Genomic DNA, 14,850 nt, shown 5'->3' with positions numbered 1-14,850 from the left:
GCCCGGCGGGAGTCGGCCGGCGGGCGCGGTCAGCTCTTGACGGCTCGCAGGATGACGAACTTCGGGTCGCTCGCGACGACCTCGCAGTTGCCGAAGAGGCGGCGCAGCTTCGCGTGGTAGCCGAGGTGGCGATTGCCGATGACCCACAGTTCGCCGCCGGGGCGCAGCGCGTTGCGGGATCCGGTGAACATGCGCCAGGCCGTGGTGTCGGTCGTCGCCTGGTGGGTGTGGAAGGGGGGGTTGTTCAGGACGAGGTCCACCGACTCCGCGGGCACGGCCGACAGGCCGTCGCCCACGAGGAACTCCGCCGTGGCGCCCGGTCCGGCATTCGCCCGGAACGTCGCTTCCGCCGAGGCCACCGCCTGGTAGGACTCGTCGATGAAGACCACGTCGGCCTCGGGGTTGCCCAGTGCCGCGGCCGTGCCGACGACGCCGTTGCCGCAGCCGAGGTCGACGATGCGCTCGGGGCCCCGGTGCCGCGGCAGGTGGGGCAGGAGGAAGCGGGTGCCGATGTCGAGGCGCTCGGCGCAGAAGGTGCCCGCGTGGTTGGTGACGGTCCGCCCGGAGACCACACCGATGCCGTCGGGCAGCGCGTAGCTGTGCGGCCACGGGTTGGCGGCGCGCTCGGTCCGGGGGCCGGGCGTGCAGAAGATCAGCCGGGCCTTCTTCACCGCCAGCGACGTGCGGGTCGGCCCGAGGATGCGTTCGAACAGTTTCAGCGTCGAGGTGTGGATCTCGGTGACCCGGCCCGTGCCGATGACGACGGTGCCCTCGTGGACGCCGGGCGCGAGACGGTGCAGCTGGTCCTCCAGGAGCGCCAGGCTCTTGGGCACCCGGATCAGCAGCACGTCGATGCGGTCCGGCGGTGTGTCCCTGGTGGACAGCAGTCGCACCGTGTCCGCCGCGATGCCGTTGCGCGCCAGGTTCGCCCGCGTCGCCTGCTGGGTGAGGAAGGAGTCGGTGATCTGCACCGGGTGGTGCGCGGCGAGCGCGGTGGCCAGGGCGCCCCACCGGTCCCCCACCACGACCACGGTGCCCGACAGGTCCGCCGGCGCGCCGTCGCTTCCGGCGAGGTGCCGCAGCAGGTACTCGTCGGCGGCGTCCCAGGCGCGCAGCGGGTCGCGGGGGTCCTCGGGGAAGCGGGCGAGAGCGAGCTCGCCCCATGGCGTCGTGAAGCGGTTCATTATGTCCTCAGGCTATCCGAACCCCCGGCGTGCCCCGGCAGTCCGGCGGCGCGCTCCGCCGCCCGTCGCGGATGCGGCGGCCGGCCCGCGGGCACCGTCGCGGTGCGTCCTCACAGGGCGTCCTTGCGCTGGAGGTAGCCGAAGCACGCCCAGCCGGGGAGCACGGGGAGCCAGAAGACGAGGACGCGGTAGAGCAGGACCGCCGGGGTCGCGATCTCGATGGGCACATGGGCGAGCCCGACGAAGGTTCCGATCAGCGCGCCCTCGATCGCCCCGATCCCGCCGGGCGTGGGGGCGGCGGAGCCGACCGCGTTGGCCGTCAGGAAGACCACGGCGACGGCGGCGATGCTCGCGGAGCCGCCGAAGGCGCGCAGCGAGGCGTCCAGGCAGGCCACGAACGCCGCCGTGAGCAGCAGGTATCCGCCGAAGCCGACGGCCAGCCGGTAGGGGCGCTGCAGCAGGTCAAGCAGGTGGGGGACGACCCCGGCGAGCAGCGGGCGCAGCCGGGCCACGACGTAGCGGCGCAGGGGCGGGACGGCCGTGACGGTGAGGACGAGGACCGCGGCGGTCAGCAGTCCCGCGACGACGGTCCGGGACGGGGCGAGGTCCCTGCCCTGCTCCATGCCGCCGATGTAACCGAAGGTGAACAACAGCACGAGGTGACAGGCGAGTCCGGCCAGTTGTGAGACTCCCACGCTGGCCACGGCCTGTACGGGGCGGATCCCGGCCTTCTGCAGGAAGCGGGTGTTGAGGGCCACGCCGCCGACCGCGGCGGGGGTCACGAGCTTGACGAACGATCCCGCGAGCTGGGCCAGCAGGGTCCTGCCGAAGGGGAGTCTGCCGGGGACGAAGCCGATGAGGCACATGGCGGCCGCCAGGTGGCTGAGGGCCGCCGCGGCGAACGCGGCGAGGACCCAGGCGCCGTTCATGCCGGCGAGGTCGATCTGGGTGGCGGGGAACGTCGTGAGCAGGGAGTAGACGGCGAAGGCGCCGCCGATGGAGGTGAACAGCGTCCTGGGCCTGAAGCGTTCCAGGCGGACCGGGGCAGCCGGGGTCTCGGGGACCATGTCCAGGATGTGCCGGCGGATGCGCGAGAGCAGGTCCCCGTCGGTGCTGCCCTCGCCGCCGGCCGGTGTTCCGGCTTTGCGTTCCCTGTTGAAGCGGCGCAGGTCGGCGCGGGTGGACCGGCTCAGGCCGATGGGCTGGAGCAGGGGCAGTGCGGCGGCCACCCGTGCGGGGCCGAGCACCCCGGCGGCCGTGGTGACCGCCCGTCCGGGCCCGGCACGCAGCGCGACGGTGGTGAGCAGTTGCGCGATGTCCATGCGCAGGACGAAGTCGCCGGCGGCTATGTCGCCGTGGGAGAGGTTGACCAGGTGGCCCGGGCCCTGCGGCACGGCCAGCAGTGACTCGCCGGTCAGGCGGCGGTGCGCGATCTGCCGCTCCTGCAGTGCCCTGACCGATTCCCACAGGCCCGTCAGCAGGTCGTCGGTGACCTCGGCGTCCGGCAGTTCGTCGAGGGTGCGCCCCGCGAGGTGTTCGTAGACCAGGATCACCGCGTCGGGGCCCAGTTCGGCGGTGGCGGCCAGGCGGGGGGCGCGGGCGCCGGCGGCGGCCGCCGCGTAGGAGATGAGGGCCTCGTGCTCCAGGGCCTGGCGCGGTGAGCGCGGGCTGGGCCGTACGGCGACGGAGCGCAGCCGCATCCGGCGCCAGAGGCGGTAGAAGAAGCCGGATGCCTGCTGCTCGCGGTCGATGACGTGGACGTCGAGCGGCGGGCCCTGCTGTTGCGCGACGTAGTAGCGGTGCGTGCCGCCGGGCCCGTCGGGGGCGCGGTGGGCGCCGACCGGCCGGAACCCGGCCCTTCGCAGTTCCACGAGCAGATTGCGGCCGGTGGGCCGGGCGTTGGGCGAGCCGATCGCGTACCGGGTGCCGTAGGCGACCGTCAGGCCGAGCAGCACGGTCAGGACCAGGGACATCGGGGCGGTGTAGCCGCTGATCAGCTCGGTGCCGCCGTTGAGGATGACGACCGACCACAGGGCGACACGCCAGCGCGGCCGGCAGCCGGCGGCGGCGGTCGTCATGTAGGCGATGACCGGGACGAGATAGCCGTGGACGGGGTCGGTGACGCCGCCGCCGGGCTGTGGGGAGCGGGTCAGGGCGTCGCGGATGCCCTCGCCCGCGCCCCGGACGACCCACCAGTCCATGCCCAGGGTCAGGCAGTAGGCGAGGACGGCGGCCAGGACACAGTCGGCCAGGCGCAGGCCGTCGCGCCGGGCGAGGCGTTCGACGCTGAAGGCGAACGGTACGAGAAGGACGGCGACGCCCGAGAGGAGACCGGCCAGGGTGGTGGACAGGCCGTGGACCTTGGTGGCGCCGGAGGTTATGTCGCTGGTGATGCCGGTGGTGGTGTTGTGGGCCACGCCGGCCAGCACGAGGACGGCGACGACGCCGAGCAGCGCGGCGAGGAGGCGCATCAGGTCCGAGGGCCGGTGCACGCGGGCCGCGAGCAGCGGCTCGTCGACGCGCACCCGGGGTCCGCCGGGCGGATGGCCCGGCCCGGGTTCCCGGCCGGGGTGACCGGCCCCGGCGTGACGCGGGGAGACGGTCACCGGTGGACGCGCCCGGCCGGTCCGGCGGCCGCCCGGCGCTCGTCCCCGGGTATCCCGTGGGGCGCGGCGACGTCGGTGCGGACGGGAGCGGCCCGGAACACCCAGGTGCGATACGCCCAGAATCGGAAGAGGGTGGCCAGGCCGAGGCCGGCCACGTTCTTCGCGGCATTGTCGGACAGGGCGGAGGTATAGCCGAATCCGTAGTGGGACAGCGCGAGAATTCCGTTTTGTATGGCCATTCCTATGCCGCTGAACACAACGAAGAGGGCGAATTCCCGGGAGCGGCGGCTACTGGAGCGACTGCGGTACGTCCAGTACCGGTTGCCCAGATAGGTGGCGAGGACCGCTACCGCCGAGGCGATGAGGCCGGAGCGGACGGGCTGCAGGTGCAGCAGGTGCAGGCACGCGTTGAACACCGCGGTGTCCACGATCCACCCCATGCTTCCCACAGCGCCGAACCTCACGATTTCGCCGTCCGTCCCCTGGGGTCGCCGGCGCGGCATTCCCGGTCCGTTCCTCATCGTGTCGCATGCCCGTCTGTCGGTCGGATGAATGGATCCAACACATGCTATGCGCCGGGGATTTGTCCGCGCCGCGTCCCCGGCGTCGCCGTTCGGCCGGAACTCGCCGGCCCGGGCCGTGGCGCCGGTGCCCGCCCCTCCTTCCTCCGAACGGGCGAAACGACCCGTGGAACGTTGGGCGCCGGGCAGATATCCCATGGCAGGGCGGGCAGATATCCCATGGCAGGAAAACGGTGTCCAGGGGCGGCTCAGGGGGCTGGCATTTGCATGTTGTGACCCTTTTCGGGACGGTCGCGCGGGACTTCGCGGGCGCCGTCGTCGCTCTCACCGTGGCCTACAACCTCCCTCTGTGGACCCTGGGCGTGACCTTCGCCCGGCGCCACAGCAGCACGCTGCGCGGCCAGGTCGCGCTCGACCGGGAGCCGCCCGTTCCGCTGCCCGGCGGCTGGAGTGTGTTCGCACTGGTTCCGTGCCTCAACGAGGAGCGGGTGATCACCAATACGCTGCGGGCCCTGCTGAGCGGGCAGCCCGGCGTGCGCGTGGTCGTCGTCGACGACGGCAGCGACGATGCCACCGCCCACCTCGTGGACGCCGCGGCCTGCGACCGGATCACCGTCGTCCGCAGGGTTCCGCCCGAAGCCCGGCAGGGCAAGGGTGCGGCGCTCAACGCGGGGCTGCGCGCGGTGCGCCGCCGCGTCGAGGAGGAGGGGCTGGATCCGGGGCGGGTACTGGTGTGCGTGCTGGACGCCGACGGCCGGATGACGCCCGGCGCCGCCGCCGCGGTGGCCACCCTGTTCGACGACCCCGCGGTGGGCGGCGCGCAGCTGGCGGTGCGGATCCGCGGGCGCGAGCACTGGGCGCTGCGGTTCCAGGACCTGGAGTTCTGGGGGCTGAGCGCTCTGGGGCAGTTCGGGCGGGCGGCCTGCGGGTCGGTGAGCATGGCCGGCAACGGCCAGTTCACGCGTCTGGCCGCCCTGGACGGCATCGGGCCGCGGCCGTGGTCGCACTCCCTGACCGAGGACCTGGATCTGGGCATCAGCCTGGCGGTGCACGGCTGGACGGTCACCACCACCACCGGCGCCTACGTCTCCCAGCAGGGCCTGACCTGTCCGCGCCGTCTGCTGCGTCAGCGCACCCGCTGGTACCAGGGTCACATGAGCGCGATCACGCGCCTGCCGGAGCTGTGGAGTTCGGCGGCCGGCGCCTGGGCCCGGGTGGAGCTCACCGCCTATCTGCTGATCCCGTACGTGACGACCCTGCCCTGGTCGGTTCTCCAGCAGTATCTGCTCCTCGCCACGGTCCGAAGGGGGTTCACCGGCGCGGCGGCGGGCCCGGCCGGATACCTGGCGTCCTATGCGGCGTGCCTGGTCTGCGCCCTGCTGTACTGGCGGCGCACCGACGACCTGCCGCTGTGGAAGGCCGTCGGCTATTCCCTCACCCAAGTGCTGTGGTTCTATGTCGGCTTCGTCGCGGTCTGGTGCGCCACGTGGCGTCTTGCCACGCGCCGCAGCAACTGGGCGAAGACCGAACGGGCCGAGGAACGGGCGACCGCCGTCGGCGGTGTCCCGGGACGCGGCGCTGTACGGCTGCCCGGTGTCCGGCCCGTGGGAGAGGAGGGCCGCGGACGGTGAACGGTTTTCCGGCGGCTGTCGCACGCAGCGCTCATCGTTGGAAGGTGAACCGCAGCAGGCTCGCATGGCCCTGCTCGAACAGCCGCACCGAGGCACGCAGACACCGTTCGTAGTCGCCCGTCGTCTCGTCGCCGACGAGCGCGACGGCCCTCTCCCGCGCGGCCAGGAGCCGCTCCAGCCAGCAGCGGCAGGTCCGGGCGTAGTCGTCGTGGTCGTTGCGCACCCGCAGGCACGTCAGGATGCCGGAGCTCGCCTCGTGGATCTCGGCCAGGCCCGGGAGCTGGGAGCCGGGGAAGAGCGTCAGCGCCATGAGCATCGCGTCCCGTGCCGCCTGCGGGCCCTTGGCCGGATATCCCCCGGCGATGGTCTGGAGGCTGAGCCGGCCGCCGGGGCGCAGCCAGGAGCGGCACCGGGAGAAGAAGGCGCGGTAGCCGGCGACCTTCTCCTCGCGGGTCAGGTGCAGGCCGGCGACGTGCTCGAACGCTCCGGCGCACAGGATCGCGTCGTACGGTGCCTCCGGCCGGTGATCCGTCCAGCCCTCCAGCCGTACCTCGCCGCGCGGCCGGGCCCGGACGCGGGCCCGGGCGGCCTGCTGCCGGCTGAGGGTGAGGCCCACGGCGTGCCGGACGCCGTGGGTGCGGACCAGGCGTTCGAGGGTGCCGCCCCATCCGCAGCCGATGTCCAGCACCCGGGCGGCCCCGGCTGCCGCCGCCTGGGCGACGTGGTGGTCGATCTTGCGGATCTGGGCCTGTTCCAGACTGTCGCCCGCGGCCCACAGGGCGCAGGAGTACGTCATCGTGGGGTCCAGCCACAGGGCGTAGAACGCGTCGGGAGGCCCGCTACCCGGTCGGGTCGGCATCTCCCCGCTCCCCGCCCGGTACGGCTGCGCGGCCGCCCGTCCGCGCTGTCGCCTGTTCGGGCGCCTCCAGTTCCTTGGGTTCCGGCCGCTGCGGCGGGAGATACGGTGCCGGCTCGTCGGCGTTCCTGCCGGTGGCCAGGCCGAGCCTCAGGTGGATGATGCGGGCGATGTCGGCGATCGTGCCGTCGCTGCGCAGCAGTTCCATCGGCGGGATGTCGACGTCGTACTGCCGGCGGAGCGAGGCCAGGACGTCCGTGGCCATCAGGGAGTCCACGCCGTAGGTGTCGATCCTGCGGTGGTGGTCGATCTGTTCGACGGGCAGTTGCGCGACGTCGGCGAGCGCCTGGGCGAGGGAGTCGGCGATGAACTTCTCGGACTCCTCGGGCGTCATCCCGGAGAGCCTGGCCAGGATCTGGTCCCGGGTCGGGGCACCCGGGTCGCCCAGGGCGGGTACCAGGACGGCGAAGCGCGGCACGCCCATGCTGCGCAGGAGCGCGCGCAGCACGGACCAGTTGTAGCGGCCGGTCCCGGCCACGTCCCGGTCCGCGGTGAGGAACTCCTCCACGACCTCGAACACCTCATGGGGAAGGACCACCTCGATCCCGATCTGGGTCATGGTGCCCTGGAGGTTGTTGCGGGCCACATAGCCCGTCCCGCCGATCGCCCCCAGGGCGACCGCGGTCGCCCGCAGGCCTTCGTGGCAGCGCTTGCGAACCAGCGCCTCCAGGTAGAGGTTGCCCGCCACGTAGCTGGACTGGGCGACGTGGCCGACGGTGGTGACGGCCGAGGAGTACGCCAGGAACAGATCCAGGGGCCGGTCCCGGCTCACGGCGTCGAGCACCGCCCCACCGCCCATCTTGGGGGCGAGGCCGGCCCGGAACCGCTCGTCGGAGAGCTTGGCCAGGAAGGCGTCGTCCAGGTGCATGGCGGAGTGGACGACACCACGCAGCGGATGCCCCCGCGCCTCGGCCTCGGCGACCACTCGCCGCACCGCCTCGGCGTCGCACACGTCCACGGCGTACGCTCTGGCCTCGACTCCTCGGGCGGCCAGGTCCGCCAGCAGGCCGGGCGCCTCGGGCGAGCCGGCCCCGCGGCGGCCGATCAGGGCGAGGTGGCGTGCGCCCCGGCCGGCCAGCCAGCGGGCGGTCGTCGCGCCGAAGCCGCCGAGACCGCCCGCCACGAGGTAGGTGCCCCCCGGGTCGAAGCTCGTGGGCCGTACGGTGCGTTCGACCGTCAACGGCTCGTCCAGCGGGTCGAAGGCCACGACGACCTTGCCGATGTGCCGCGAGTGCTGCATGAGCCGGAACGCCTCGGTCACGCGCGCGGCCGGATGGACGCTGTGCAGCAGCGGCCGGTAGCGGCCGCACCGGACCAGCGAGGTGACCTCGGCGAACTGCTTCATGGCCAGTCCGGGGTCGTGCAGGAGCCGGCTGAGGTCGACGCCGAAGAACGCGATGTTCTTGTCGAACGGGCGCAGCCGCAGCGGCTTGTCCTCGTGGATGTCGCGCTTGCCCAGCTCGATGAAGCGGCCGCCCGGGCGCAGCGCTTCCAGGCCGCGCTGGATGGCCGCCCCGGCCAGGGAGTTCACCACGACGTCGACGCCCCGGCCGCCGGTGATCTCGCGGACGTCCTCGGCGAAGCGCAGGGAGCGGGAGTCCAGGACGTGCTCGACGCCCAGCATCCGCAGCAGGTCGCGCTTGATGGTGTTGCCGGCGGTCGCGATGACGTGCGCGCCGCGGCGGCGGGCGAACTGCAGCGCCGCCAGACCGACGCCGCCGGTGCCGCCGTGCACCAGTACCGTCTCGCCGGCCGCGAGCCGCGCCAGGTGCCCCAGCGCGTAGTGAACGGTCAGGAAGACCACCGGCAGGGTGGCGGCCTCGGTGAACGTCATCCGGTCCGGCATCCGGCCGAGGGCGTGCTCGCTGGTGACGACGTGGGAGGCGAAGGTGCCGGGCGCCAGGCCGAAGACGCGGTCACCCACCGCGACGGTGGTCACGCCGGGGCCGGTCGCTTCGACGGTCCCGGCACATTCCATGCCGGGTCCGGGCTGCCGTGCCAGCCGCTGGGCCCCTTCGACGGGGGGCAGCACCCCGACCGTCTGCATCAGGTCCCGGTAGTTCAGCGCCGCCGCGCGCACCGCGACGATCACCTCGCCGGGGCCGGGTCCGGCCGGGGGCTCGCTCTCCGTCCAGGCCAGCCGGTACGCCAGCCCCGGGTCGCGCACCTCCAGGGCGAAGGCCGGCACCTCGCGACTGTCGGCGGTGCCCTGCGGGGTCTCGGTCACATCGACCACCCGGGGCACGAAGCGTCCCCGGGCCGTGAGGGCGATCTCGTCCTCGTCGGTCGGGGTGAGCAGTTCGCGGGCGACGCGGCGGCCGTCCCCGGCCGGGTCGCCGACGGTACGTTCCAGGGAGACGCGCCGCACCGTCAGCCGGGGGTGCTCGTTGGCCAACGTGCGGGTGATGCCCCAGGTGGCGGCGTCGACGGGGACCAGGGGGCGTTCGGGGGCGGGCAGTGCGCCGCCGGGCCGGGACACCAGCCACAGGGCGGGCCGGCAGCCGTCCGGCAGATCCTCGCAGGCGACCGCGATCGCCCGCAGCACCGCGGCGCGGCGGGTGGTGAGGTCGAGCAGTTCTGCGGGGGACGCCTCGTGGCCGTCGCCGTCCAGGAGGAGGACGACGGACACGGCGGCCGCGTCCCGGGGGATCAGCTCTCCCCACTCCTCGGGGGTGCGGGCGGCCGGTGCGCGCAGGACGCGGCCGCCCACGGTCTCCAGTGCCCGGGCCACCTCGTCGGGCAGTTCTCCGGTGGCGTGCTCGCCGGTGACGATCCATGGCGTCGTCCCGTCCGCGGACGGCAGGGCCGCGGGCGCCACGGGGCGTTCGGGGGCGGCTGCCAGGAGCACGGACCCGTGGGCGCCCGCCCCGCGGCACTCGTCGCCGGTGCGGGCCACGTCCGTGAAGCCGCACTCCCGCAGCAGCCGCGGCCACCGCGAGGCCGGCAGCAGCAGCACGTCGGGGCGCAGGTCGTGGTCCGTGTGGGCCCAGAAGCTCTCGAGGGCGCCGAAGAACAGCGCCATGTCCTCGATGTCGTGCTGCTCGATCACCAGGAGCTGGCCGCCGGGGGCCAGGAGGCGGTTGACCCGGGTGAGAGCGCGCCTGAGGTCCTTGGCCGTGTGAAGGGCGTTGGACGCCACGATCAGGTCGAAGGCACCCTCGGCCAGACCCTGTCCGGCCGGGTCGGTGTCCAGGTCGAAGGTGCGGTAGTCGACGAAGTCGTAGGCGCTGAAGCGTTTCTCGGCCCGGCCGAGGAAGAGCGCGGACAGGTCGGTGAAGACGTAGCGGGTGCGTTCGGGCGGCAGCAGCGGCAGCAGGGCGGCCGTGGTGCCGCCCGTACCGGCACCGATCTCCAGGACGCGCAGCGGCCGGTCGGCGGGCCAGTGACCGTTGATCGTCGTGAGGAGTGCCTGTGCCAGGCGGTTGTGGAAGCGGCACCAGGGTGCGATGTCGAAGAAGTGCTCCATCAGTTCGGCGCCGCCCTCGGCGAGGAGCTCCATCGGGTCCTTCGTCCCCCGCACCACCTCCCCCAGGGTCCGTCCGTGGCTCGCCGACAGGGCGATCTCGGCCGCGTAGGCGGGAAATTCACGCACCAGCCGCTGCGCGGCATGCCGCGCCGTCGTCCCGCAATCGGTCAGCCGCCATGTGCCGTCCTCCTCCCGCTTGCCGAGGCCACGGGGTTCGAGCATGGACAGCATGAACACACACAGCCGCCGCAAGTGCGGAGCGACGTCCGGGCCGACGATCTCGTCCGTGGTGAAGGGCACCGACGCGTCGGGCAGGACTCCGGCGACGAACTCCGCGACGCCCAGTGCCATGGTGTGCTTGAGCCGCAGCCGCAGCGGCCCGTAGCGCAACTGCCGCCATGCTGCTCGCATTTCGTCGATCCGTGGCTGAGCGGCGGCCAGGATGGCGGACGGCGCGGGCAGGGGCGAGGGGGCGGCGGGGACGTCCATGTGGGGCTGTGCCCGCATGACGCCCGCGTATCGGGTCAGCGGCGTCGTGCGCAGGCCGTCGAAGCGGCGCAGCCGGCAGCCCTCCAGCTCGGCCATGACGGTGCCGTCGTCGTCCGTGACGGTGATGTCCCAGCAGATCTCCGTCCCCGTACGGCCACGTTCGCGCAGGTGGAACAGGCCCTGTCGCGGGGGTGCCTGCCAGAGTCGGAGGGCGTCGATCGCGCCGGGCAGGAAGGCGTGCTGTCGCTTCAGGGCTCCGGTCATGAGCGGGAGCCCGGCCTGGAGCGCCCCGTCCAGCAGGGCCGGGTGGACCTCGTAGTCGTCGCAGGGCGCCTCGTGCCGGTAGCCGGCGAGGACTTCGCCGTCCCCCACGCGCAGGGTGCGCAGGGTACGGAAGGCGGGCCCGTAGTCGAGCCCGGCCGCCGCGACGGTCCGGTAGAGCTCCTCCGGGCTCGCCTCCTCGCCGCACCGCTGCCGTACCGCCCCGACGTCGAGGGGGGCGGGCCGTGCGCGCAGCAGCCGGCGCACCCGCCCCCGGGCGTGGTGCACCGGCTCCCCCACGCGTCCGGTGGCGCTGGTGATCGTGACCGCACCGTCGTCCTGGGACACGCTCAGGTACAGATGGGTGCTCGCCGGGTTCTGCCACGGAACGGGCAGCACCCGTGTGATCTCCAAGTGCTCCAGCTCCGCCCGGGCGCCCAGTACCCGCCGGCCCGCGGCCAGCGCCATCTCGGCGTAGCCGGTGGCGGGCAGGACCACCGAGCCGCCGACCCGGTGGTCGGCCAGCCAGGGCACGAGCACGGGCTCGACGGTCCCGTGCCAAGTGGGTGCGTACAGCGACATCCGGTCGCCGAGCAGCGGGTGGTCCACTCCCCCGTCGCGGAAGGTGCCCGTCCATGCGCCGGGCGATCCGTTCCAGTGCCGCTGCCGCTGCCAGGGGTAGGCGGGCAGGCCGGCGACGCGTCCGGGGACGGGGAAGTGGACGTCCCAGTCCAGCTCCGCGCCGGCGGCGGCCAGTGCGGCGACGGCGGTGCTGAGCGCCGCCGGTCCTTCGCCGTCCTTGACGAGGGTGGGCACGACGGCGACGGGCGCGGTGCACTTCTCCGTCAGCCGGCGCAGGTAGGGCCGCAGGATGGGGTGCGGGCCGACGTCGACGAACACGTCGTACCCCTGGCCCAGGAGGTACTCGACGGCGGGGGCGAACAGCACGGGCTCGCGCACGTTGCGCCACCAGTACGCCGCGTCCAGCTCGGGTCCCTCGACGGCGCCGCCGGTGACGGTGGAGACCATGGGGATGCGGACGGGGGCGGGGCGCAGTCCGGCGAGTGCCGTGGTCAGCGGTTTCTCGACCGGGTCCATGGCGGGGCTGTGGAAGGCGTAGTCGACGTCGAGGACGGTGCAGGCGACGCCCTGGCGCGCGAGGTCGTCCGTGAGGGCGGCCAGCCGGTCCCCGGGGCCCGAGACCGTGACGTCGCGGCCGGTGTTGACGCAGGCGACCGTCAGGCCCGGGTGGGCCTCGACCGCCTTCTCGGCCCGGTCCAGGGGCAGGGACACGGCGGCCATGCGCCCCGCGCCGGCGGTGGCGGCCTGGGCGCTGCCGCGTGCGGCGATCACGCGGGCGGCCTCCGCCAGCGTCAGGGCACCGGCCACGTACGCGGCGGAGATCTCACCGACGCTGTGCCCCACTACGGCCGCCGGTTCGACGCCCCGCTGCCGCAACACCTCGACCAGGGCGAACTGGACGGCGAACAGCAGGGGCTGGGTGATCTCCGTGGCGGCGATGCGGGTGGCGAGCGCCGGATCGGTCAGGGCCTGCGTCACCGACCACCCCGTGTGGGGGGACAGCAGCGCGTCGACGGTCTCGATGGCGCCCCGGAAGACCGGGTCCCCGGCCAGGAGGTCCGCCCCCATGCCGGCCCACTGCGCGCCGTTGCCGGAGAACGCGAAGACGATGCGCCCACGGCTGACGCCTTCGGCCACCGCCGAGGCCTGCCCGGCGGGGGCCGGGTCCTGTGCGGCCGTGGCCTCCCCGGCCTGCGGCGTGGGCGCGTCGGGGGCAAGGGCAGGCGTGCCGCTGACGAAGGTGCCATGGTCGGACGGACCCTTGCCGAGCGTCCGGCCGACGGACGTGCCAAGCCCGGCCGGGGCCGTGCCATGCCCCTGCCCGGCCAGGGCCTCCGTGGCTTCCGGCGCGGGCGCGTCGGGGGCACGGGCAGGCGTGCCGCTGACGGAGGTGCCACCGCCGGCCGTGCGGCCGGCACCCGTGCCGCCGTCGCCGCCCGGCGCCGTCCCCTCGGCTTCCGGGATGCCCTGGGCCGCCGCCGGGTCCTCCGGGCCCGCGAGCCGGCCGGCGAGCGCGGTGAACCTGGCGGCAGCGTCTGCGGGGTCCGTGGCGAGCACCGCGGCGCGGTGCGGGTGCTTGCCGCGCCGCAAGCAGGCGGTGTACGCCAGGTCGTAGAACTCCTGCGGGCCGGCCTGCGCCATCCGGTCGGCGGTGCGGCGGACCGCCTCGGCCAGCGCCTCCCGGGACCGGGCCGAGACCACCACCGGCCGGGCCGCGTCCGGCGGCGGGGCCACGGGACGGGCGGCGGGGGCCGGGGGCGGCGCGAGGATCGCGTGGGCGTTGGCGCCGCCGAAGCCGAAGGAGTTGACCCCGATCACGGCCCGTTCGCCCATGTCCGCCTCGCGGCACTCCACCGCGGGCGACAGCCGCAGGGCGGCGAAGTCGACGTGGGGGTTGGGCGACGCGCAGTGCAGGGTCGGGGGGATGACGCCGTGGCGCAGCACGAGCAGCGCCTTCAGCAGGCCGGCCATGCCGGAAGCCGGCTCCAGGTGCCCGAGGTTGGACTTGACCGAGCCGATCGGGAGCTCGCCGTGTGTGCGGCGGCTGCCCAGGGCGCGGCCGATGGCCTCGCACTCGATGGGGTCACCGGCCGGGGTCCCGGTGCCGTGCGCCTCCAGGTAGGCGATGTCGTCGGAGGCGATGCCGGCGCGGTCGTACAGCGTCCGCAGCAGGCTCTCCTGGGCCTCCATCCGTGGCAGGGCGAGTCCCGGGGTCCGTCCGTCGCTGTTGGCGCCGCTGTCCACGATGACGCCGTGGACACGGTCCCCGTCGGCCGCCGCGTCGGCCAGCCGCTTCAGTACGACCACGCCGCCGCCCTCGGCGCGTACGTACCCGTCGGCACCGGCCGAGAACGACCGGCATCTGCCGGTCGGGGAGAGCATCGAGGCCTGGGAGAAGCCCACGTAGTGATAGGGACTCAGCAGCAGGTTGACGCCGCCGACCAGCGCGGCGCGGCCGGCCCCTGCCAGCAGGGTCTGGCAGGCCTGGACGAGGGCCACGAGCGAGGAGGAGCAGGCGGTGTCGACGGCCAGGCTCGGCCCGCGCAGGTCGAAGACGTGGGAGATGCGGTTCGCGGCGATCGAGGAGGCGGCGCCGGACATGGTGTACGCGTTGACGCTCTCGATCATGAGGAGCTGCAACGCGCCGTAGGAGTGGTCGGAGATGCCCACGAAGACGGCCGTGTCGGAGCCCGCCAGCGCCTGCGGGGACAAGCCCGCGTCGTCGCACGCCTCGGCCGCCAGCTCCAGCAGGAGCCGCTGCTGGGGGTCCATCTGTGCGGCTTCCTTGGGCGAGATGCCGAAGTAGTCGGCGTCGAACCCGCCGATGTCGTCGAGGAAGCCGCCCGCGCCCGTGTAGCTCTTGCCGGGGCGGGGCATCGAGGGGTCCACGAAGCGCGTGGCGTCGAAACGGTCGGCCGGGATGCTGGTGATGAGGTCGCGGCCCTGGAGCAGCGCCTGCCACAGCCCGTCGAGGTCGGCGATGCCGCCCGGCAGGCGGCAGGAGGCTCCCACCACCGCGATCAACCGGTCGCCGGGCACTGATCCATATCCGTCAACGCCCATGGTTCTCAGCCCTTTCCTCCAGCAGAGAGCAACCGGTCGCGACGCGACGCTGATATCACTTACCTCCCGGAACAGGGGCAAACGGACAATACCCCCTTAGCATGAACCGGACGAATAAGCGGACGAATAGA

Annotated in this window: 6 protein-coding genes; 1 reads left to right on the top strand and 5 read right to left on the bottom strand. The window is 73.7% G+C overall.

Features of this window, described 5'->3' with window-relative positions:
* Positions 1-29: 29 nt before the first annotated feature.
* The 3 genes from AB0F13_RS16485 to AB0F13_RS16475 form a co-directional block, all read right to left on the bottom strand.
* Positions 30-1,184 (bottom strand): methyltransferase, encoded by a 1,155-nt coding sequence (locus tag AB0F13_RS16485; protein ID WP_362081715.1) that lies wholly within the window; start codon positions 1,182-1,184, stop codon positions 30-32.
* A gap of 110 nt (positions 1,185-1,294) precedes the next feature.
* Positions 1,295-3,655, bottom strand: coding sequence for a lysylphosphatidylglycerol synthase transmembrane domain-containing protein (locus AB0F13_RS16480; protein ID WP_362082092.1), 2,361 nt, complete (start codon positions 3,653-3,655; stop codon positions 1,295-1,297).
* Positions 3,656-3,786: 131 nt separating this feature from the next.
* Positions 3,787-4,293 carry a GtrA family protein gene (locus AB0F13_RS16475; protein ID WP_362081712.1) on the bottom strand — a complete coding sequence of 169 codons (507 nt, stop codon included), beginning with the start codon at positions 4,291-4,293 and terminating at the stop codon, positions 3,787-3,789.
* A gap of 290 nt (positions 4,294-4,583) precedes the next feature.
* On the opposite strand from AB0F13_RS16475, the gene AB0F13_RS16470 reads away from it, so the two are divergent.
* Positions 4,584-5,942, top strand: a complete 1,359-nt coding sequence (locus tag AB0F13_RS16470) for a glycosyltransferase family 2 protein (RefSeq protein WP_362081710.1) — start codon at positions 4,584-4,586, stop codon at positions 5,940-5,942.
* Between the two features lie 31 nt (positions 5,943-5,973).
* Here the strand turns inward: AB0F13_RS16470 and AB0F13_RS16465 are convergent, their stop codons facing one another.
* Positions 5,974-6,801 carry a class I SAM-dependent methyltransferase gene (locus AB0F13_RS16465; protein ID WP_362081707.1) on the bottom strand — a complete coding sequence of 276 codons (828 nt, stop codon included), beginning with the start codon at positions 6,799-6,801 and terminating at the stop codon, positions 5,974-5,976.
* Positions 6,782-14,719 (bottom strand): SDR family NAD(P)-dependent oxidoreductase, encoded by a 7,938-nt coding sequence (locus tag AB0F13_RS16460; protein ID WP_362081704.1) that lies wholly within the window; start codon positions 14,717-14,719, stop codon positions 6,782-6,784. The genes AB0F13_RS16465 and AB0F13_RS16460 overlap by 20 nt, the downstream gene beginning before the upstream one ends.
* Positions 14,720-14,850 lie beyond the last annotated feature (131 nt).

Origin of the sequence: Streptomyces sp. NPDC026206 (genome assembly GCF_040638465.1) — a bacterium.
Taxonomy (GTDB): Bacteria; Actinomycetota; Actinomycetes; order Streptomycetales; family Streptomycetaceae; genus Streptomyces.
The sequence above is the reverse complement of the archived record's forward strand: the minus strand, read 5'-3'. Positions and strand labels throughout refer to the sequence as shown.

Coding starts and splice junctions, on each gene's coding strand:
- AB0F13_RS16485 (WP_362081715.1), bottom strand. CDS start 1,184: ATGAACCGCTTCACGACGCCATGGGGCGAGCTCGCTCTCGCCCGCTTC.
- AB0F13_RS16480 (WP_362082092.1), bottom strand. CDS start 3,655: ATGCGCCTCCTCGCCGCGCTGCTCGGCGTCGTCGCCGTCCTCGTGCTG.
- AB0F13_RS16475 (WP_362081712.1), bottom strand. CDS start 4,293: ATGCCGCGCCGGCGACCCCAGGGGACGGACGGCGAAATCGTGAGGTTC.
- AB0F13_RS16465 (WP_362081707.1), bottom strand. CDS start 6,801: ATGCCGACCCGACCGGGTAGCGGGCCTCCCGACGCGTTCTACGCCCTG.
- AB0F13_RS16460 (WP_362081704.1), bottom strand. CDS start 14,719: ATGGGCGTTGACGGATATGGATCAGTGCCCGGCGACCGGTTGATCGCG.